The organism is Clostridium sp. Marseille-P7770 (genome assembly GCF_902143525.1).
Lineage (GTDB): Bacteria > Bacillota > Clostridia > Lachnospirales > Lachnospiraceae > Pilosibacter.
In genome coordinates this window covers 611,660-629,896 of sequence record NZ_CABFVC010000001.1, presented here as the reverse complement: position 1 = coordinate 629,896, position 18,237 = coordinate 611,660, and the positions used below count along the sequence as shown (strand labels likewise).

Below are 18,237 nucleotides of genomic sequence, written 5' to 3'. Positions count from 1 at the left end.
ATGTTAGAGTCAGGAATCAAAGCACCGGATTTTGAACTGCCGGATCAGAATGGGAAAATGCATAAATTAAGTGATTATGCAGGAAAAAAAGTAATTTTATATTTTTACCCAAAGGATAACACGGCAGGCTGTACAAAGCAGGCATGTGGTTTTTCCGAGCGTTATCCTCAATTCACCGAGAAAGGAGCAGTTGTTCTTGGGGTAAGTAAGGATTCCGTAGCTTCTCATAAGAAATTTGAGGAAAAATATGGATTGGCATTTACACTTTTGGCAGATCCAGAGCGCAAGGTGATCGAAGCATATGATGTATGGAAAGAAAAGAAAAATTATGGCAAGGTTTCTATGGGTGTGGTAAGAACGACATATCTTATTGATGAACAAGGGATTATCATCAAAGCCAATGATAAAGTCAAAGCGGCAGATGATCCTGAAAATATGCTTAAGGAATTGGTATAATGAAGATTATATTGTCACCTGCAAAAAAGATGATTGTAGATACTGATAACATAGCACCGATTGAACTGCCTGTCTTTATTGATAAGACAGCAGAAGTATTGAGCTGGATGAAAAGCAAATCAAAAGAGGAACTGAAGACTATCTGGAAATGTAATGACAAGATTGCAGAGCAGAACTTTAACAGATTGGAAAAAATGGATCTTTACAGTAGACTTACTCCGGCTGTTTTAGCATATGAAGGGATTGCATTTCAATATATGGCACCATCTGTGTTTGAAATCCAGCAGTTTGAGTATTTACAAAATCATTTAAGAATCCTGTCTGCGTTTTATGGCATTTTAAAGCCGATGGATGGTGTGACTCCTTATCGTCTTGAAATGCAGGCAAAAGCTGAGATTGAAGAAAAAACAAATCTATATGATTACTGGGGGGACCGGTTATATCATTCAGTAATTGATGACAGCAGGACTATCATAAATCTGGCATCCAAAGAATATTCAAAATGCATAGAAAGGTATCTATCGGATAAAGATAACTACATCACGATTACATTCTGTGAATTGTCAGGTGATAAGCTGGTTACAAAAGGTACCTATGCGAAGATGGCCCGCGGTGAAATGGTTAGATTCATGGCAGAGAATAATATTGAAAATCCTGTAGATATACAAAAGTTTGATAGACTTGGATATACTTTCAGAGGAAATCTGTCATCGGAGACGGAGTATGTTTTTGAGCGAAAAATCATAAAGTAGAATCTGCGGACAAAATATAAAACGTCTGTTTGTTTACCAGAGCTAAAGGTGCCAGAAGATTCGCAGCAAGAAGCCGGATACTGAAAGATAGTGTCCGGCTTTTTTTACGAGGTGCGCCAGACGGCGCACTTCGCAGATAGATATAAGCTTCTGGGAGAACGTTTTATTTCTCACGGCAATATTCCCGGATCATTTCCAAAAAATCCCTCGCATGCTGCGGCAGATACCGGTTTTTCCGATAGGCGGCGATGGTAGTTGTGAGGGCCGGTTTATGGCCGACGGAAAAGCAGAGGGCGCGGTTTCCGGTGTACTGGTTTTCATGGTGGAAATAGCTCTCCGGGGCGAAGGCAGCGCCGACGCCGTCCATAGCCAGATGGATCGACATGGAGGAGTTTCTCGTGTGGAGAGAGACCGGTGGATTGATGTTGTACTCTTTAAAGAGATCCAGGGCGATGCCGCCGGTGTTCTGGTCCGGGTAGAGGAGAATGAAGTTTTCATCTCTTAATAGGGAAAGGTCCAGCCACGGGTAGCGGAAGCCGGGGCGGGTGATGGCTTTTGCGGCGAGAGGATGGTTTTCATGCAGGATCAGAACGATCTCCTCGGAGCGCAGGATCTGGTAATCCATGGTCTCGGGAAATTCATGGATATTGTAAAGGGTCAGGTCGATGGATGAGGTCTCCAGACTGTTCTCCGCAATGAAATTTACTGCTTCCATGATATTTAAGGTCACATAGGGGTATCGTTTATGAAACGGCGCCAACATCGGTTCGATCAGCGTGCTGCCCATCATGATCGGCACGGCGATGTTTAAACGGCCGCGCTGGCGGTGAGCGATATCGTCGTATTCCTGCATCCACTCATCGCCGCAGGCAACGATCTGTTCGGCGTAGTGGAGGTAGCGTTCACCCATGTAGGTTGGATAGTAGCGGTTTTCGTGGCGGCTGAACAGCGGAGCGCCGAGACGTTCTTCCAGGTTCTTTAAGTACTTGCTCAGGGACGGCTGGGAGATATAAAGGGATTCGGCGGCTTTGCCGATGCTCTGGTGGCGGGCGATCGCCAGGATATAGCGGGCTTCTTTTAATTCCATACAGGGCCTCCTCATAGCTTTACTGCATAAAAATTATAGATAATATGTATTTGACGTATAGTATATCACTTTTTATAATGAATGTAAAATATAAGTGTAATTGATGAAAAAACAAATATTTATAAGAAACGCTAATTAAAATTTATTACGCACAGTTAAGAAAGGGGCAAACCAATGAAAAAGAGCAGTGCATGGTGCATGCTGGTTCCGGGACTGGTGATCTTATTTCTGTTCCTGATGATCCCGCTGCTTCGCGTTCTGGTTCCAAGCGTGTTTACGGGAGATTACCCGTTCAGCGCGTACGTGGACTTTTTTAAGGACGAGTATTACAGAAAGATCTTTTTGCGAACCGTGAAGATCGCGGTCATCACCACCTTTGTCTGTATGGTGGGCGGTATCCCGACGGCGTATTTCATCAGCCGCTGTGATAAGAAGTGGAGAGGACTTCTCCTCTCTGCATCGATCTTCCCGATGATGACGAACTCCGTTATCCGAAGCTTTGCATGGATCAATATTCTCGGCAGCAACGGGATCATCAACAAGGCAATGATCGCTATGGGACTGATCGAGAAGCCGATGAAGCTTTTATACACCGACTTTTCTATCATCATTGGTTCTGTCTACCTGTTTCTTCCGCTGATGATCGTGACAGTTGCCGGTGTTATGGAAAATATCGATGATGACATGATGGAGGCGGCACAGAGCCTCGGAGCTTCAAGAAGCGAAGCATTCATGAAGGTCATTTTCCCGATGAGTCTTCCTGGAATCATCGTCGGCGGTATTCTGGTATTTACCGGAACCCTGACAGCTTACACGACGCCGCAGTTATTAGGAGGCAACAGCAACATGGTCATGGCGACCCTGATCTACCAGAGAGCGATGTCCGTCAGTGACTGGACCGGCGCGTCCGTGATCGCCCTCATCATGATCGTTGTAACCCTGGTTGTGATCAAAGGATTTAACGCTCTGGCCGCACGGCTGGACCGCAGAGGTGAAGATTATGCGTAAAAATAAAGTGCTGACCATCTGGGCAGCGATCGTATTTGCATTTTTGATGATCCCGTTACTGATCATCACCGTAACAGCATTCGGCGGCGGAAGCGCCATCACATTCCCGATCGAGTCCTTCTCGACGAAATGGTTCGCGAACGTGTTCGCGCTAAAGTCTTTCCGCAGATCATTCCTGACCAGCCTTGAGGTTGCGCTCCTCGCGACATGCATCTCTCTTCTGGTCGGAATCCCGGCGGCTTATGCGCTGGCGAGATCCGGTTTAAAAGGAAAGCAGTTATTAAAGTCCATCTTCCTTTCCCCGACCATCGTTCCGGGAATTGTAATCGGCTTTATTATGTACCAGTGCCTGATCCTGACACTCAGGATCCCGGTGTTCGCGGGACTTCTCGCAGGACACTTTATGGTGACACTTCCGTATGTGATCCGCGTAGTCGGTTCTTCGATGGAGCAGTTCGACTTTTCAATCGAGGAGGCGGCGTGGAGCCTCGGATGCCCGAAGGGAGCGGCGTTCTTCAAGGTCGTTCTTCCAAATGTGACCTCCGGAATTTCCTCAGCATTCATGCTGGCGTTCATCAATTCCTTCAACAACATTCCGGTGTCCATGTTCTTATCCGGACCGGGAGTTTCCACATTCCCGTCAACACTGATGAACTATATTGAATACAACTATGATCCGACCGTATCGGCGGTTTCCGTACTTTTAATGGCAGCTACCGTAGTCATCATGGTGATCGTAGACCGCACACTGGGTATCGCAGCCCTGGCGAAATAAGGAGAATATGACCATGGCTTTTATGAGTTTAAATGGAATCGACGTAAGTTACGATAAAAAGAAACAGATCTTAAAGGGGCTGAATCTGGAAGTCGAGGAGGGCGAGCTCGTATCCCTCTTAGGACCCAGCGGATGCGGTAAGTCCACGACACTCCGCGTCGTTGCAGGCTTTATCGACCCGCAGGGCGGAACCTTCACATTAGATGGTGAGGACATGACAAAGGTCCCGGTCCACAAGCGTCAGTTCGGTCTGGTATTCCAGAGCTACGCCCTGTTCCCGCACTTAAGCGTTTATGACAATGTAGCGTTCGGACTCAGAACAAGAAAGATGGACAAGGATGTGATCGACAAGAAGGTCAGGGAGATCCTTGAGGTCTGTGGTCTGACAGAGCTTGCCGACCGTTTTCCGAAGCAGATGTCCGGCGGACAGCGCCAGAGAGTTGCCCTCGCGCGAGCGCTTGTCATTGAGCCGAAGTTACTGCTCTTAGATGAGCCGTTATCCAACCTTGACGCGAAATTAAGACTTTCCATGCGTGTTGAGATCAAACGTCTTCAGAAACGCCTTGGAATCACCACATTATTTGTTACACATGATCAGGAAGAATGTTTCTCCATCTCCGACAAGGTAGCCGTTATGAACGGCGGTGTCATCGAGCAGTTCGACACACCGGAGAACATTTACAGGAGACCGGCGACAGAGTTCGTCGCAAGATTCATCGGTTTCGAGAACTTCCTGGAGCTTGCGAAAAAACAGGACGGCGTCTACACAGCGCCGGACGGAAGTGAGTTCTTAACTTCCATGGATCTTGATTGCGAGAAATTCGCGGGAACGATCCGCCCGGACGATATCTGTTTGGCAGATGATGTTCAGACAGAGAATGTCTTAAGCGGTAAGATCGGTGTCCGCACATTCCTTGGGAAGAGCTACCAGTACGAGGTTGAGACTTCCGCCGGTGTCCTGAAGGTAAATATGGGAACTGACCATGTTTATAAAGAGGGCGAGGAGATCCGGCTGTATCTGCCGAAGGATAAACTGATCCTGGTGAGAAAATAAAAATTTAACTTAGTGATCCATCGCGGGGGCAGAGATTCTGTCAACGCGAAGAAATATTATCTCAAAAGAGAGAAAGAGGAGAAAAACCATGAAAAAAACAGCAGCAGTTGTACTTTGCACAGCAATGATGCTTACCGCTTGCGGCGGCGCATCCACAACAGAGACCACAGCAGCAGGAAGCCAGGCAGCAAGTTCTGAGGCAGCTTCTTCCGCAGAAGAGACAAAGACAGCTTCCGGAGATGCACAGAAGCTCGTATTATCCACATACGGCCTCAGCGAAGATATCTCCGAAGAAGAGGTTTACACACCGTTTGAGAATGAGTTTAACTGTGAGATCGTAACTGAGACAGGTGGCACAAACGACCGTTATACAAAGTTAGCGGCAGACCCGAACTCCACCATCGATGTGATTGAGCTCTCCCAGGCTATGACAGCGAAGGGCACTGACGAGGGACTTTTCGATACGATCGACTTAAGCAAGATCCCGAATGCTGAGAAGCTGATCCCGGCTGCAAAGGAGATTGCAGAGGCAGGACAGGGTGTTCCGTACACTATTAACAGCATCGGTATCATCTACAACCCGGAGCTTACAGGATTTGAGCTCACAAGCTTTGATGACCTTTGGGACGAGCGCCTTGCAGGCATGGTTTCCATCCCGGAGATCACAACAACATTCGGACCGGCTATGGTTTACGTTGCAAGCGACCACGCAGGCGTTGACGTAACAACAGACAACGGCGAGGCTGCTTTCAAGGCACTTGCTGACTTAAAGCCGAACCTTGTTAAGACTTACACAAAGTCTTCCGACCTGATCAACATGTTCACATCCGGTGAGGTTGCAGCAGCAGTTGTCGGTGACTTCGGCGTTCCGACGATCGTAGCCGCTAACCCGACACTTGTTTACGTTACACCGGACGGAGCTTACGCTAACTTCAACACCATCAACGTAACAAAGAACTGTGCGAACAAGGAGCTTGCTTACGAGTACATCAACTACCGTATCAGCGAGGAGCTTCAGACAAAGACTGGTAAGGCATTAAACGAGGCACCGACAAACAAGGACGTTACATTCACTGAGGAAGAGTCCAAGGATATGACCTACGGCGACAAGGCTGCAAAAGTTAAGGTTGTTGACTATGCTTTTGTAAACCCGATCTTAAATAACTGGATCGACCAGTGGAACAGAACGATCAACAACTAATAACGAGGAATTTTATATGAGACCCGATTTCATTCTGAAAAATGTCATGGTCTATCAGACCTTCAGACAGTGTTTTGAAAAGCGGGATGTGGCAGTTGCAGGGGAAAAGTTTTATTGCGTTTCCCCTGCAATTTCATATCCGGGAGTGCGGGAGATCGACGGAAAAGGCAGATACATGCTGCCTGGTCTCGTGGATATCCATATGCACATCGAGAGCTCGATGACATATCCGGGCGAGTTTTCAAGGATCACGCTTCCATATGGAGTAACAACGGTGGTTGCCGATGCCCACGAGATGGCGAACGTGTTCGGCATGGACGGCATCCGGGCTTTTATGGCACAGAAGACGAAGCAGGATATCTTCTGGGCGATCCCGTCCAGTGTACCGGCGACAAATGAGAAGTTAGAGACAGCCGGGGCGTCACTTGGTGTAAAGGAAATTTCTGAGATGGCATCCTTAGATGGAGTTCTCTGCCTTGGAGAGATCATGAACTATAAGGATCTCTCAGCAGAAGGTGAGAGCCGGACGAGGGATCTCATCAATGTGTGCCGGAACGCGGGAAAGAATCTTAGGATCGAGGGGCACTGCCCGGGACTTACGGGGGCGGATCTTAACCGCTTTATCTATGAAGGTGTTGATGCGGACCACACCCAGCAGACTCCACAGTCAGTGATGGAGAAGACAGAGCTTGGGATGTTTCTGGAGCTGCAGTTCAAATCCCTGACGCCGGAGGTCGTGAAGACCGTCTGCGACAATGAACTCTATGAGAATGTGGCTCTGGTGACGGATGACACGATGGCAGATAAGCTCTTGACCGGACATCTCAATAAGATCATCGAGACAGCTGTGAAGGCGGGAATGCCGATGGAGAAGGCGATCTACTGCGCGACCTGGACACCGTCGAGACGGATGCATCTGGATGACAGAGGAATGGTCGCGCCGGGGAAGATCGCGGACTTTATGCTGCTGGACAGTCTGGACGGGATCGATCCGGTGGTGGTTTATAAGAAAGGTGAGTGCGTGTACTGCAGGGACGATGAGGCGTGCGGTGCGGCAGAAGCTGCGGCGTGCAGTTTCCCGGCTTCTTTCTACCACACGATCAACTGCCGTCCGGCGGAAATCTCCGACTTTGTTTTAAAGGCGGAAGATCCGGAGGCGAAATGGGCGGAAGTCAATGTCATGAAGATCGGCACCTTCGGAACGGCAACCACACCGGTGAAATGCAGAGTCGAGGTGAAGGACGGTGTGCTTGACTGGAAGTCAGCGGGACTTTCCCTTGCAGTCGTTTTCGAGCGGTACGGCAAGAATGGAAATATCGGATATGGTCTCGTGGAAGGAGCACTGACGAAACCGGGCGCTGTGGCCACCACGTGGTCCCACGACAGCCATAACCTGTTTGTCCTGGGAACAGATGAGAACGATATGAAACTGGCCCAGAGACGCGTCCTGGAGCTCCAGGGAGCATATGTGGTGTTCGCTGAAGGAAGATCCTTGGCGGAGGCGAGACTTACGATCGGCGGCATCGTTTCGGATCAGCCGATCGAGGTCCTCGGACAGGAACTGAAAGAAGTCCGGGCGGCGATGGAAGGTCTCGGATATGTGAACAACAACGTGATCATGTCCATGTCCACGCTTTGTCTGCCGGTTTCACCGAAGTTAAAGCTCACGGATCACGGGCTTTTGACGGTGCCGGGGCAGGAACATGTGCCGTTAGTTGAGAAGTACGGGAAGTAGTTTTACGGCCCGCCGCCGGTTTTCTCCCCGGATAGTGGAAGAGCCGGATCAGATCGAAATTATGAAGGATGAAATTAGAACGATGAAGAAGATTATCAAAAACGGCATTGTTGTGACGATGAACGCGGCAGGTGATGTCTGGGATCATGGTTATGTGATGTTTGAAGATACAAAGATTCTGGCAGCAGGACCGGAGGAAGAGCTTGAGAAAACGCTTCAGGGGCTTACTGCGCAGGGGATTTTAAAGGCTGGCGAGACCTTCGAGGAGATCGACGCAAAGCGCGCCATCGTGATCCCGGGTCTCGTAAACACCCATTGCCACCTCGGCATGATCCCGTTCCGCGGCCTCGGGGACGATTGTAAGGATCGCCTGCGGGTGTTCCTGCTTCCGATGGAGAATCAGGCCATGGACGCGGAGATGGCCAGGCTTTCCACGAGATATGCCATCGGTGAGCTGTTGCTTTCCGGCGTGACGACAGTGCTTGATATGTACTATTTCGAGGAAGTCGTGGCGAAAGTCATGGACGAGATGGGGATACGCGGAATCGCCGGTGAGACGGTGATGGAAAAGGATTCCTGCGACAGTAAGAACGCGGATGAGGCCATCGAGCGTGGAATCGCACTGATCGAGGCGTACAAAGATCACCCGCGCGTTTCCGGAGCGATCACGCCCCACGGAACGACGACCTGCAGCCCTGAGACCTTAAAGAGGGCCTATGAGGAGGATGTAAAGGCGGGAACCGTATTTACGCTCCATGTGGCGGAGATGGACTACGAGATGACCCAGTTGAGGGAACAGTATAACATGACGCCCATCGAGTTTATGGAGCATATCGGAGTCCTCGGACCGAATACGCTGGCGGCCCACAGCATCCGTACAACGGAACATGACGTGGAGATCCTCGCGAAGCACGGCGCGTCCGTGGCTCACTGCATTGCCTCCAACACGAAGGCCGCAAAGGGCGTGGCTCCGGTGTCCCTGATGCATAAGCACGGCATGTCCGTCGGCTTCGGTACCGACGGTCCGGCAAGCGGAAATACGTTAGACCTGTTCATCCAGATGCGGATGTGTGAGAACTTCCACAAAAATGAGCTCCACGACCGCAGCGCGTTCCCGGCAAAAGAGGTCGTCTCCATGGCGACCATCGAGGGAGCAAGAGCGTTAGGACTCGGTGACATCACCGGTTCCATCGAGCCCGGAAAACAGGCGGATCTCGTCCTCGTAGAGACCGACTCCCCGAATATGTTCCCGGTATACGACCCGTATTCGGCGCTTGTGTACAGCGCGATTGCATCGAATGTGAGAGATGTTTACGTTGCGGGTGAGTGCCTCGTAAAGGAAAAGAAGCTTGTCCGTGAGGACTTCGCGAAGATCAGGAATGATCTGAGGGAGAAGATGGAGTGGACGGCGTTTAGAGATATGAAGAATCTGGTGTAAAATATAGAAAAACGGCTGATTTTATGGTGAATGTAAAAGCAGTCGTTTTTTTATTACAATGAAAAGTCGGTTCCGGGTATTTTAAGAGCAAACTTATTTAAGTAATATGTAATAAACAAGTTTTGATTGAACTTATTTAAGTAATATGTTATAAATAAGTTTGAGGTGACAGGAATGAAATATAATTTTCAAGAAGATTTGAAGTCGATCCGTGAGATATTAGGTCTCTCTCAGCAAGAGTTTGCGGAGCAGATGGGAGTAGAACAGATAACAGTTTCAAGAAATGAATCGGGAAGAACAGATCCGTCCGCAAAGTTTTTAGAGAGCGTATATGCGTATGCATTTACGAAAAATATAAAGATAAACAAGTTGAAGGAGATGCTCTGGCGGGACGATCTGGTTCAAAATGAGAAGATACTTTTTCATGGAGCAAAAAGCGAAATAACTGGAAAGATCGATATTCACAGAGGCAGGTGGAATAATGATTTTGGTCAGGGCTTTTACACGGGTGAAAGCTATGAACAGGCAATCTCGTTTGTTTCTGGTTTTGAGCACTCATCAGTATATTATATTCGGTTTAATGACAGTAATTTGAAATGCCAGAGATACAAAGTAGATCAGGAATGGATGATGACGATCGCATACTATAGAGGTGCATTGGACGAGTACAGGGATCATCCAACGGTGAAGGCGCTTATAGAGAAGTCGCGGGATTGTGATTATATAATTGCTCCGATTGCAGACAATCGTATGTTTCAGATCATCAATTCATTTATTGATGGTGAACTTACGGATGAACAATGCAAACATTGCCTTGCGGCAACAAATCTCGGAATGCAGTATATTTTTATAAGCGAGAAGGCAGTATCCCAGGCAAAGCTCATAGAACGCTGTTATATTTCGGATAATGAAAGAGAATATTATAAGGATGTACGATTCGAAGCGGCAAGGCTGGGGGATAATAAAGTAAAGCTGGCAAGAAAGCAATATAGAGGAAAAGGTAGATATATTGATGAGATTTTGGTGTAAAGAGGCGAATGACAGTGAAAAAGATAAATAAAGATGGCTTACTTCTATGTGAACTTCAGGCAGCAGCATTTGAAAACTCAATTGATAAAATGGATTCAAGCTCGGAGATATTTATCAGACGGTTTATGAGAAGTAAGATTGCGAAAAATCTGGATAATGAGTCGGTTCTTGAATGCAATATTCAGGCGAATGATATTTTGCAGTTGGTGGATGAAGAATACGGTGTCACAGATTATGGGTCTGTAAAATATACTCATAATGAGATGTACTGGATCGGGTATCTCTACAGATATTTTGCATTTACTTATGAATTATCTTCTGTTCAGGTCTATAAAATTGTAAAACCAAAAGAATTAAGAGGATTGTTTTTACCGTATCATACGATGGATCCTGCCCAGGCAGTTGAGAGAATATTGGAAGCAAAGGGAATGATATTGAATGATGATAGGGAATTAGAACGGCAATATGAAATATTTAAAAAGATAAGGAGCCAGACTACAAAAAGAGGGGGAGCACACTGACTGATATGTTAATGTGTCTCCTCCATATTATGCTTGTTTCGAACGGAATTTTTAAACCCTACGCGTAATGCATGGAAGAACTCAGCAAGGTGTGCGTGTCCGCAGGCGTTATCGTTTCTGCACATACAAGATTATGTACATGGCCAATTTACAACTTCGGTACAGAAGATAAATATCTTGACGGAAACTGTAAAAGTACATATAATTCCGAATATAGGACAAGGGGATAGCTTGAGGAAGAGCTATCCTTTTTTTCGAAGGTAAAAATACCACAGACAGAGGTGCCTGTCAGGCAGCTGGGAGAAAAATAATGAGGATGTTCAGGATAAAAATGACGGCGGCGAGGACAAATCCGCAGCAGATCCGGGAGCTGGTGACTGAATTTTATAAGATCATGTGTCCGGAGCAAAATGCGGCAGAGCGGGTAGGAAGCTTCTGGAAACAGGCGATGCAGTGTGCACTCCGGCATAATATCAAAAAGATAGTGGGGATGGAAGTCTACTATGATTGTTTTGGATCGGGAGGAGATTTTGAAGATGCTGTAAGAGCATACTGCCGCCTCAGGGCGATAGGAATCGTACAGTCAGGAGAAAAGAAAGGTCACGTGGCTCCATTTGATCGGTGGGAGTCATGTGACCTTTGGTTTATTTACATAAGTTTTTACGGTAAATATGCTTAAGGCATGTGATATAAATAGGTTTTAGGTAGCTGGCATGGAATTACGCGTACAGATTATGCGACAGTTTTCTCCAGAAAACGATGGATAAAAGCACCGTAATGCAGTCAGTCAGAGCTTGACCGTAGATGACGCCGTTTAAGCCGAAGAGAGCGTTTAGGAGGTACAGCACCGGGATCAGGAGGACACCCTGGCGGAGGACAGAGATGATCGTTGCGGAAAGTGCTTTTCCGGCGGACTGCATGCAGTTCATGTTCGTGAATAGGATACCGATGAACGGACCGGAGATCATATAGGCGATGAGCATTTTTATACCGTACCGGATGACTTCCTCGTCGTTGATGAACATCCGGATGATCGGGCGGCGGAAGATAAAGTACAGGGCTGTCGCAAGAACGCCGACGATCAGGCAGCATTTTTTCGTGTAGGATTCGACACCGTGGAAGCGCTTTGTGTCACCGGAACCGAAATTGTAGCCTAAGAGGGGCTGTACGCCGTTTGCAAGGCCCATCTGCAGGAAGGTGATAAACATGTTGGCCTTAAATACGATGCCGATAGCGGCCACAGGGGCGTTCCCGTAGGCCACCAGAATCTGGTTTAAAATGATCGTGGACAGGCTCATCAGCATCGAGAAGATCGCTGTCGGAAATCCGCAGGAGCAGATTATGAAGGCGAGGTGGTTTTCCGGGCTGAAATATTTTGGCAGGATGGAGAAATTCGGACTCTTTTTCATGAAGTACCAGAGATAGTAGACGCTTGCCATGATGTTTCCGATTGTTGTCGCAATGGCGGCACCGGCGGCACCCATATGGAGAACGCTGATCATGAACGGATCCAGAATAATATTTACGATGGTTCCGATCATGCTGCCGATCATGGCCTCACGGCTGGAGCCTTCGGAGCGGACAACGAAGCTTGCGGCGGCGGACCAGATGATGAACGGGGCACCGTAGGAGATATGGAAAACATAGCCTTCCGCGAGATCATATGTCTCCGTGTTTGCGCCGAAGATGTTGAGGAGCGGCTGCATGAAGAGGACTAACAGGGCGCCGAAGAGGAGGCCGACACCGAGGGAGGCGTAGGTGATAAAGGCGGAGACCTGTTTCATGCGTTTTTTGTTGTTTTCTCCCATAGCGATGGACGCAGCAGTGCTTCCCCCCATGCCGAACATGTTGGCGAAGGCCATAAATAAGATAAAGATCGGATTTGTCAGGCTGACTGCTGCAACCTGTAAGGGATCACCGGTCTGACCGACGAAGAACGTGTCCGCCATGTTGTAGACGACGGTGACCAGACTGCTGATGATGCTGGGGATCGCCATTTTGGCGACGGCCCGGGGGATGGGCATGGATTTCATTAATTCGTTGTCGTTCATGATGTTTAACCTCGTTCGCTGCATTCCAGGTTCTGCAGCATTTTTTCTGTTATTCGTATAAATTCCTTCAATTCTTCTTCTGAGATTCCACGCAGAAGCAGTTCTTCCGTCTCGTGGATCTCTTTGTTCAGCGCGTCCTTCACGGCAGCAGCTTTCTCGGTAAAAACGATCCGCTTAAAGCGTCCGTCCTGCTCATCCGGGATCCGGAGGATGAGTTCTCTGGCTTCCAGGGACTTTAACATCTCCGTCACGGTCGGCGGACGGAGAGAAAATTCTTTTTCAATATCTTTCTGATAGACCGGATGAAGCGCCGATTCCACCAGAATAAAGTTTAAGATCTTTCCCTGTGCGCTTCCGATTCCGAGCGTTGTATGTACTTCCTGTGATCGGGAACGGAGACGGCTGGAGAGATGGTTGATGATTTTTCCGATATCCATGTAAGAAATCCTTTCCTGTAGTTGGATTTTAGCTATAAGATCCCCTGGATCATGCAGCAGAAGCAGCTCCTCTACGATAAAAAAGCAAATTCAAATGTTACTTCGGAACCTAAATATATGGCAGAACCGGAGGAATGTCAAGGATAGTTCAGAAAGTGAAATATCAGATATAAAAATTAAAGGGGCTGTTGCACTAACGTGCGGCAGCTCATTTCATATTCCCAACACAAAACGCCGAGCTTCGAAAAGCCCGGCGTTCGTGGTATAATCAGTTTATGCGACTAAACAAAATAATACAGAGAGATTATACCTCTTTTTCTCTGTATTATCAAATCAAACTTCCGCTGGATTTAGAGATTTCTATTCCATCTGATGATCCGGTTCGTCTGGTAAGTGCCTTTGTGGAGGAAATGGACCTTTCTGAACTGTATAAAACTTACAGCAGGATCAGAAAAAATCAGGCAACGCCGCGTCAGATGCTGAAACTCGTCATCTATGCAGTAATGAATCGAATCTACTCAAGCAGGGATATCCAAAAGGCATGCAAACGGGATATCAACTTTATGTACCTCCTGGAAGGAATGCCGGCTCCTGACCATGCAACGATCGCGCGTTTTATCTCCCTGCATTTTTCAGCTTGTGCAAAGGTACTGCTTGCCCAAATGTCAGATCTGCTCTATCTTCTTGGTGAGATCTCAGGAAAGACCATTTTTATTGATGGCACCAAGATCGAGTCTGCAGCCAATAAATATACCTTTGTATGGAAACGGGCTATTACGAAAAATCAGGCCCGGTTATACACAAAACTATCTTCTTTTGTGGCTGAATGTGAAGAACTCTATGGAATCAGGACCGTATACCAAGACCGGATATCCATCCACACATTAAAACGGTTAAAGAAGCAGTTGTGCCGCATAAAAGTGCAGGAGGGAATTGTGTTTGTACATGGAATCGGGCGTAGAAAAACACAATTACAGAAATCTCTGGAACAGCTGGATCAATATCTGGAGAAACTAAAGGAATATACAAAAAAGCTGTATACGCTTGGGGATAGAAACAGCTATTCCAAAACAGACCCTGACGCAACCTTCATGAGAATGAAAGAGGACGCGATGCTGAATGGACAGTTAAAGCCTGCTTATAACATTCAGCATGGAGTGGATTCCGAATACATCACATGGATCGATATCAGCCCGCACCCTACCGATACACGTACCCTGATCCCGTTTTTGAAAGACATGGAGAATCACCTGGGATTTAAGTATTCAGAAGTCGTTGCAGATGCCGGGTACGAAAGTGAAGAAAACTATCTTTTCATTGAGGAAAACGGACAGACCGCCTATATAAAGCCGCAGAACTATGAGATTTCGAAGACCCGAAAATACAAAAAAGACATCAGTAGAAGGGAAAACATGGAGTACCATGCAGACAGGGACAGCTACATCTGCCTCAACGGAAGGGAACTAACTGTCACAAATGAACGCAGAAGTAAAACAACTAGCGGATATGTCAGTGTAAAAACTTATTACAGAAGCCCAGACTGCACTGGTTGCCCTTATAAAACGGAATGTATCAAGGGAAACAACTGCAAAACACCAATGGAAAAGCGCAATAAAGTGCTGATGGTTTCAAAAACGATGAACCAGAAACGCGCAGAAGATCTGGAACGGATCACAAGTGAGTATGGAACGATGCTCCGTATGAATCGCAGTATTCAGGCAGAAGGTTCTTTTGCTGACGTAAAGGAAGACATGAATTTTCGAAGATATCTGTATCGTGGAAAGGCAAATGCACTGGCAGAGAGCATCCTTCTGGCAATGGGACGAAATATCAATAAGCTTCATTGCAAGATTCAGACCGGAAGAACGGGAAGTTATCTTTTTCCATTAAAAAGGGCATAGATTTTGATAGTTGAAAACAAAACAGCCTGAAATAAGGCATGCCGAAAGGGATGCCTGGGAATGAACTGCGTTTATAAAGAATGGCATCGAAAATGTGACCGATTTCGCCCCCATTTGGGCATAAAGCAGGGCTGCCGCCCAGCAAAAAATATTTGCTAATGCGACAGCCCCTTAGAAAATGCATAAATTTAAAATTTTAAACAGAATCTGTGATGGGAACTTTTTCCATCAAATCTTCCACACTGCAGTTTAATACCCGAGAAAGCCGAAGAAGAGTTTCAGCCTGAGCCTTATTAATATTTTTCTGGCGCTGCTCGTATTGTTGAATCGTTCGTAATGGAATATTTGTCTGTTCGGCCAGTTCAGCCTGAGTGAATCCCGAAAGAGTACGTAATGCTTTTAAGTTCGTATCAGGGCTGGAATCATGATAAAGTTCATTCATTTTATCTACAAACTGGCGGATATCCATTTCATGATAAGGTGTATACAAGAGACGAATATCGCTGATATGAACTGCGCGTTCGATTTCATCGAAATGCAGCCCTGTGTCCCATTGATAGTAGGCGATAGCCCAGCCCGTCCAGTATTCCGGGCTGCGGTCACAGGCGTAGGATGGACGAATATCAGGAATTGGCTGACCTGATTCCTGCAAAACCATGCGTGCAAGTTCCACGCCGGACATTCCGGACAGAACAGAGCAGTCGCCCCGTTCAAAGCGATGAGAGGTCCTGCTCATTAAAAACCACTGCCATACAGTTTCCAGAGAATGTTTAAGATCGTTGACCATATAATCCAGCATTCGGGCAAGATTTTTTTGTGCGGAAGAGAGATAACTTTTATCGTAAGCGTGGATCATCAGGTTTCATCTCCTCATCCAAAATAGTGGTGATATATAAATCCCCCCGTTGTCTGTGGTTTCGTTCGGTATCAAAATATTGACGGCGTGCGGATTGATCACGAAACGCTTTTTTCTTGTACCATTCTTTTGCGTCTGCAATTTCATAGCCAATAAATTCAAGATGATTAAAAGCTGCCTCGCTTTTGAGTACAAACTGTTGTCCAAGTTTTCCTAAACGCATAGCGTTACAAAGCTGGCGGTAGGAGATTGCGCCATTAATAAAGTCAGATGCAAAAGAGAAGTAGCTGTCATCAGCCCGGTAACCGACAATGATATCTGCAGCTTTATAATCTGTATGAAAGGTGTTGAGCAAATATTTTTTTGATTCAGCAGCAAGTGGTGTGGAAGTATCAAATTCCCGGTTTTCCAGCAGAATCGTAAGCCAGTGCAGCATGGTGTATTTAGATGTGTTTAAATCAAAAATTGAAAGACCATCACATGTTATTTTATATTGATTGGCATAATCGTTGTGATCAATGCCAACACCCCATTCTTTTGCCATATTTGGATTTTCAGTGCAGTAGAATCCTGTTCCATAGTCATTATATGTTTTGCCATATCCGAATTCAGGGTGTTCGATAATATGATCAGAACCATGATAGATCATTTTTTCCATGAGATCCACCTCCCGATCTGATTATACTCCCACAGGAGTATAAAAAGCAATTTAAATTGCGGCAACTCTAATCCATCAGCTCATTCTGATGTCTCGACAAATGCTCATAGGGCAGGATCAGGCGTCCGCGGTAGAGGCCGCAGCCATCATTTACGAGGTCATTATTGATGGCGGAGAACATGTTTACGTCGAGGTCGGCAAGGTTTAAGGTTACGAGGCGGCGGCAGCGCTCATAGGCTTCGTCAAAGTAGACGCATTCGCCCACAGGGATCTCGTCGCGGCGGGCGCGCTCGCCCTCCTGGCGCTTCTCGTAGCTTAAGTGGTTGGCGACGCCGATCTCCGCAATGTCGTCCATGTGTTTTGTGCGGAGCTGGACTTCCATGTAGCTGCGGGAGCTGTTGTCGTAGAAGGTAATGTGGAGTGACTGGTAGTCCTCAGAAGTATTTCCACAGATATAGTCACGGTAGTAAGGCTTCACATCATCGTTTAATAACGGCGAGGTGCTTTTCTTCACGCCGTAGGCCGGTTCCGCGGTAAATCCCCGCTCTTCGAGAAAGCCCGGAAGTTCGTTGGCAATCTGGTAGAGGTATCGGAGGTCAGCTTCTTCCTGAGATTCGTCAGGTTTCAGGTAACATTTCGGCAGGGAGGTCACGATCCGGTATGCGATCAGATCCCGAAAACAGCTGAGGCGCTGCTTGAGTTCGGAGATCGACGGATAGGCCTTATTTTCCATATAGTAATCGTAGATATATTCGACGATGTAACCGTTGAACTTTGCCTCCGAGCGGATCAGGGATTTGATGCGCCCTTTAAAGTTGAAGGCCAGGAGCGGATATTCCTTTGTCATATGGATATAGAATTCCCGGATCTTCTGGGACTGGGCAGTAAGGAAATCATTGTGCTCGAGCAGCTCCCGGATCTGGAGCAGAAAGTTCGCATGCATCAGGTCGATCTCATTGCCGGTGCATTTTGCCTCTTTCTTCAGGTCCTGGCTGTAGTTTTTTAAAATTTTGAACATGGTATCGCCGGAATAAAGATAATCATTTAATGTAACCATGGCTGTCACTCCTCTGTCGTAGATAATTATATTTTATCAAAATCAGCGGCATTATCAAGAAAAATGTAACGATGTTTTCCGATGGTCGAGACATGGATCGGCAAAACAGAAATGGAAAAAGAGCTTGCCGCATGAGTTAGCTTATGCTAACATATCACACAGACAACTGTGCTGCAGCATGTACTTGTGAATGGAAAGGAAAAGGTAACCGTGAAGGTACT

19 protein-coding genes are annotated in these 18,237 nt (G+C 46.9%); 13 read left to right on the top strand and 6 right to left on the bottom strand.

Annotated features, from left to right (window positions below):
- Complete coding sequence (gene bcp / locus FN001_RS02920; RefSeq protein ID WP_118531187.1) at window positions 1-456, top strand: thioredoxin-dependent thiol peroxidase; 456 nt, start codon at window positions 1-3, stop codon at window positions 454-456.
- Entirely contained in the window at window positions 456-1,208 is a 753-nt protein-coding gene (gene yaaA, locus FN001_RS02915) for a peroxide stress protein YaaA (protein ID WP_142410740.1), read from the top strand. The genes bcp and yaaA overlap by 1 nt, the downstream gene beginning before the upstream one ends.
- Window positions 1,209-1,371: 163 nt before the next feature.
- Here the strand turns inward: yaaA and FN001_RS02910 are convergent, their stop codons facing one another.
- Entirely contained in the window at window positions 1,372-2,295 is a 924-nt protein-coding gene (locus FN001_RS02910) for a LysR family transcriptional regulator (RefSeq protein ID WP_142410739.1), read from the bottom strand.
- 174 nt (window positions 2,296-2,469) lie between these two features.
- Between FN001_RS02910 and FN001_RS02905 the strand changes: the two genes are divergently transcribed.
- The 10 genes from FN001_RS02905 (at window position 2,470) to FN001_RS02860 (ending at window position 11,735) form a co-directional block, all read left to right on the top strand.
- Window positions 2,470-3,303 (top strand): ABC transporter permease, encoded by an 834-nt coding sequence (locus FN001_RS02905; RefSeq protein WP_118531193.1) that lies wholly within the window; start codon window positions 2,470-2,472, stop codon window positions 3,301-3,303.
- A complete protein-coding gene (locus tag FN001_RS02900) occupies window positions 3,296-4,078 on the top strand; it encodes an ABC transporter permease (protein WP_021904003.1) in 783 nt (260 codons plus the stop codon). The genes FN001_RS02905 and FN001_RS02900 overlap by 8 nt, the downstream gene beginning before the upstream one ends.
- Before the next feature lie 13 nt (window positions 4,079-4,091).
- Entirely contained in the window at window positions 4,092-5,132 is a 1,041-nt protein-coding gene (locus FN001_RS02895) for an ABC transporter ATP-binding protein (protein WP_142410738.1), read from the top strand.
- 88 nt (window positions 5,133-5,220) lie between these two features.
- Window positions 5,221-6,333 (top strand): ABC transporter substrate-binding protein, encoded by a 1,113-nt coding sequence (locus FN001_RS02890; RefSeq protein WP_142410737.1) that lies wholly within the window; start codon window positions 5,221-5,223, stop codon window positions 6,331-6,333.
- Window positions 6,334-6,349: 16 nt separating this feature from the next.
- On the top strand, window positions 6,350-8,068 hold the full coding sequence (locus FN001_RS02885) for an adenine deaminase C-terminal domain-containing protein (RefSeq protein WP_142410736.1): 1,719 nt from the start codon (window positions 6,350-6,352) through the stop codon (window positions 8,066-8,068).
- 82 nt (window positions 8,069-8,150) lie between these two features.
- Window positions 8,151-9,506 (top strand): amidohydrolase, encoded by a 1,356-nt coding sequence (locus FN001_RS02880; RefSeq protein WP_142410735.1) that lies wholly within the window; start codon window positions 8,151-8,153, stop codon window positions 9,504-9,506.
- 174 nt (window positions 9,507-9,680) lie between these two features.
- Window positions 9,681-10,535, top strand: a complete 855-nt coding sequence (locus tag FN001_RS02875) for a DUF3990 domain-containing protein (protein WP_142410734.1) — start codon at window positions 9,681-9,683, stop codon at window positions 10,533-10,535.
- A 14-nt stretch (window positions 10,536-10,549) separates the two neighbouring features.
- The gene (locus tag FN001_RS02870; protein WP_185911823.1) at window positions 10,550-11,056 is read left to right on the top strand and encodes an antitoxin; all 507 of its coding nucleotides are present in this window, start codon (window positions 10,550-10,552) and stop codon (window positions 11,054-11,056) included.
- 71 nt (window positions 11,057-11,127) lie between these two features.
- On the top strand, window positions 11,128-11,286 hold the full coding sequence (locus FN001_RS18325) for an acyl-CoA dehydrogenase family protein (RefSeq protein ID WP_142410733.1): 159 nt from the start codon (window positions 11,128-11,130) through the stop codon (window positions 11,284-11,286).
- 86 nt (window positions 11,287-11,372) lie between these two features.
- Window positions 11,373-11,735 (top strand): hypothetical protein, encoded by a 363-nt coding sequence (locus tag FN001_RS02860; RefSeq protein ID WP_142410732.1) that lies wholly within the window; start codon window positions 11,373-11,375, stop codon window positions 11,733-11,735.
- Between the two features lie 40 nt (window positions 11,736-11,775).
- On the opposite strand, the gene FN001_RS02855 is transcribed toward FN001_RS02860, so the two are convergent.
- Together FN001_RS02855 and FN001_RS02850 are read right to left on the bottom strand one after the other, a co-directional pair.
- Window positions 11,776-13,107, bottom strand: coding sequence for an MATE family efflux transporter (locus tag FN001_RS02855; RefSeq protein ID WP_142410731.1), 1,332 nt, complete (start codon window positions 13,105-13,107; stop codon window positions 11,776-11,778).
- Window positions 13,108-13,112: 5 nt separating this feature from the next.
- Window positions 13,113-13,544, bottom strand: coding sequence for a MarR family winged helix-turn-helix transcriptional regulator (locus FN001_RS02850; protein ID WP_142410730.1), 432 nt, complete (start codon window positions 13,542-13,544; stop codon window positions 13,113-13,115).
- Window positions 13,545-13,819: 275 nt separating this feature from the next.
- On the opposite strand from FN001_RS02850, the gene FN001_RS02845 reads away from it, so the two are divergent.
- Complete coding sequence (locus tag FN001_RS02845) at window positions 13,820-15,445, top strand: IS1182 family transposase (protein ID WP_142410637.1); 1,626 nt, start codon at window positions 13,820-13,822, stop codon at window positions 15,443-15,445.
- 196 nt (window positions 15,446-15,641) lie between these two features.
- Here FN001_RS02845 and FN001_RS02840 read toward each other — a convergent pair whose 3' ends face one another.
- The 3 genes from FN001_RS02840 to FN001_RS02830 all read right to left on the bottom strand — a co-directional run bounded on the left by FN001_RS02840 (window position 15,642) and on the right by FN001_RS02830 (window position 18,016).
- Entirely contained in the window at window positions 15,642-16,301 is a 660-nt protein-coding gene (locus tag FN001_RS02840; RefSeq protein ID WP_142410729.1) for a helix-turn-helix domain-containing protein, read from the bottom strand.
- On the bottom strand, window positions 16,282-16,959 hold the full coding sequence (locus tag FN001_RS02835; RefSeq protein WP_185911822.1) for a DUF3990 domain-containing protein: 678 nt from the start codon (window positions 16,957-16,959) through the stop codon (window positions 16,282-16,284). Before FN001_RS02835 ends, FN001_RS02840 begins: the two co-directional genes overlap by 20 nt.
- A 67-nt stretch (window positions 16,960-17,026) precedes the next feature.
- Entirely contained in the window at window positions 17,027-18,016 is a 990-nt protein-coding gene (locus tag FN001_RS02830) for a nucleotidyltransferase family protein (RefSeq protein WP_142410728.1), read from the bottom strand.
- Between the last annotated feature and the right edge of the window lie 221 nt (window positions 18,017-18,237).

What these genes read in the sequence shown, in the direction of transcription:
- FN001_RS02845 (WP_142410637.1), top strand. Translation starts at nt 13,820, where the DNA reads ATGCGACTAAACAAAATAATACAGAGAGATTATACCTCTTTTTCTCTG.
- FN001_RS02855 (WP_142410731.1), bottom strand. Translation starts at nt 13,107, where the DNA reads ATGAACGACAACGAATTAATGAAATCCATGCCCATCCCCCGGGCCGTC.
- FN001_RS02900 (WP_021904003.1), top strand. Translation starts at nt 3,296, where the DNA reads ATGCGTAAAAATAAAGTGCTGACCATCTGGGCAGCGATCGTATTTGCA.
- FN001_RS02860 (WP_142410732.1), top strand. Translation starts at nt 11,373, where the DNA reads ATGTTCAGGATAAAAATGACGGCGGCGAGGACAAATCCGCAGCAGATC.
- yaaA (WP_142410740.1), top strand. Translation starts at nt 456, where the DNA reads ATGAAGATTATATTGTCACCTGCAAAAAAGATGATTGTAGATACTGAT.
- FN001_RS02875 (WP_142410734.1), top strand. Translation starts at nt 9,681, where the DNA reads ATGAAATATAATTTTCAAGAAGATTTGAAGTCGATCCGTGAGATATTA.
- FN001_RS18325 (WP_142410733.1), top strand. Translation starts at nt 11,128, where the DNA reads ATGGAAGAACTCAGCAAGGTGTGCGTGTCCGCAGGCGTTATCGTTTCT.
- FN001_RS02885 (WP_142410736.1), top strand. Translation starts at nt 6,350, where the DNA reads ATGAGACCCGATTTCATTCTGAAAAATGTCATGGTCTATCAGACCTTC.
- FN001_RS02895 (WP_142410738.1), top strand. Translation starts at nt 4,092, where the DNA reads ATGGCTTTTATGAGTTTAAATGGAATCGACGTAAGTTACGATAAAAAG.
- FN001_RS02880 (WP_142410735.1), top strand. Translation starts at nt 8,151, where the DNA reads ATGAAGAAGATTATCAAAAACGGCATTGTTGTGACGATGAACGCGGCA.
- FN001_RS02835 (WP_185911822.1), bottom strand. Translation starts at nt 16,959, where the DNA reads ATGGAAAAAATGATCTATCATGGTTCTGATCATATTATCGAACACCCT.
- bcp (WP_118531187.1), top strand. Translation starts at nt 1, where the DNA reads ATGTTAGAGTCAGGAATCAAAGCACCGGATTTTGAACTGCCGGATCAG.
- FN001_RS02910 (WP_142410739.1), bottom strand. Translation starts at nt 2,295, where the DNA reads ATGGAATTAAAAGAAGCCCGCTATATCCTGGCGATCGCCCGCCACCAG.
- FN001_RS02850 (WP_142410730.1), bottom strand. Translation starts at nt 13,544, where the DNA reads ATGGATATCGGAAAAATCATCAACCATCTCTCCAGCCGTCTCCGTTCC.
- FN001_RS02830 (WP_142410728.1), bottom strand. Translation starts at nt 18,016, where the DNA reads ATGGTTACATTAAATGATTATCTTTATTCCGGCGATACCATGTTCAAA.
- FN001_RS02890 (WP_142410737.1), top strand. Translation starts at nt 5,221, where the DNA reads ATGAAAAAAACAGCAGCAGTTGTACTTTGCACAGCAATGATGCTTACC.
- FN001_RS02905 (WP_118531193.1), top strand. Translation starts at nt 2,470, where the DNA reads ATGAAAAAGAGCAGTGCATGGTGCATGCTGGTTCCGGGACTGGTGATC.
- FN001_RS02840 (WP_142410729.1), bottom strand. Translation starts at nt 16,301, where the DNA reads ATGATCCACGCTTACGATAAAAGTTATCTCTCTTCCGCACAAAAAAAT.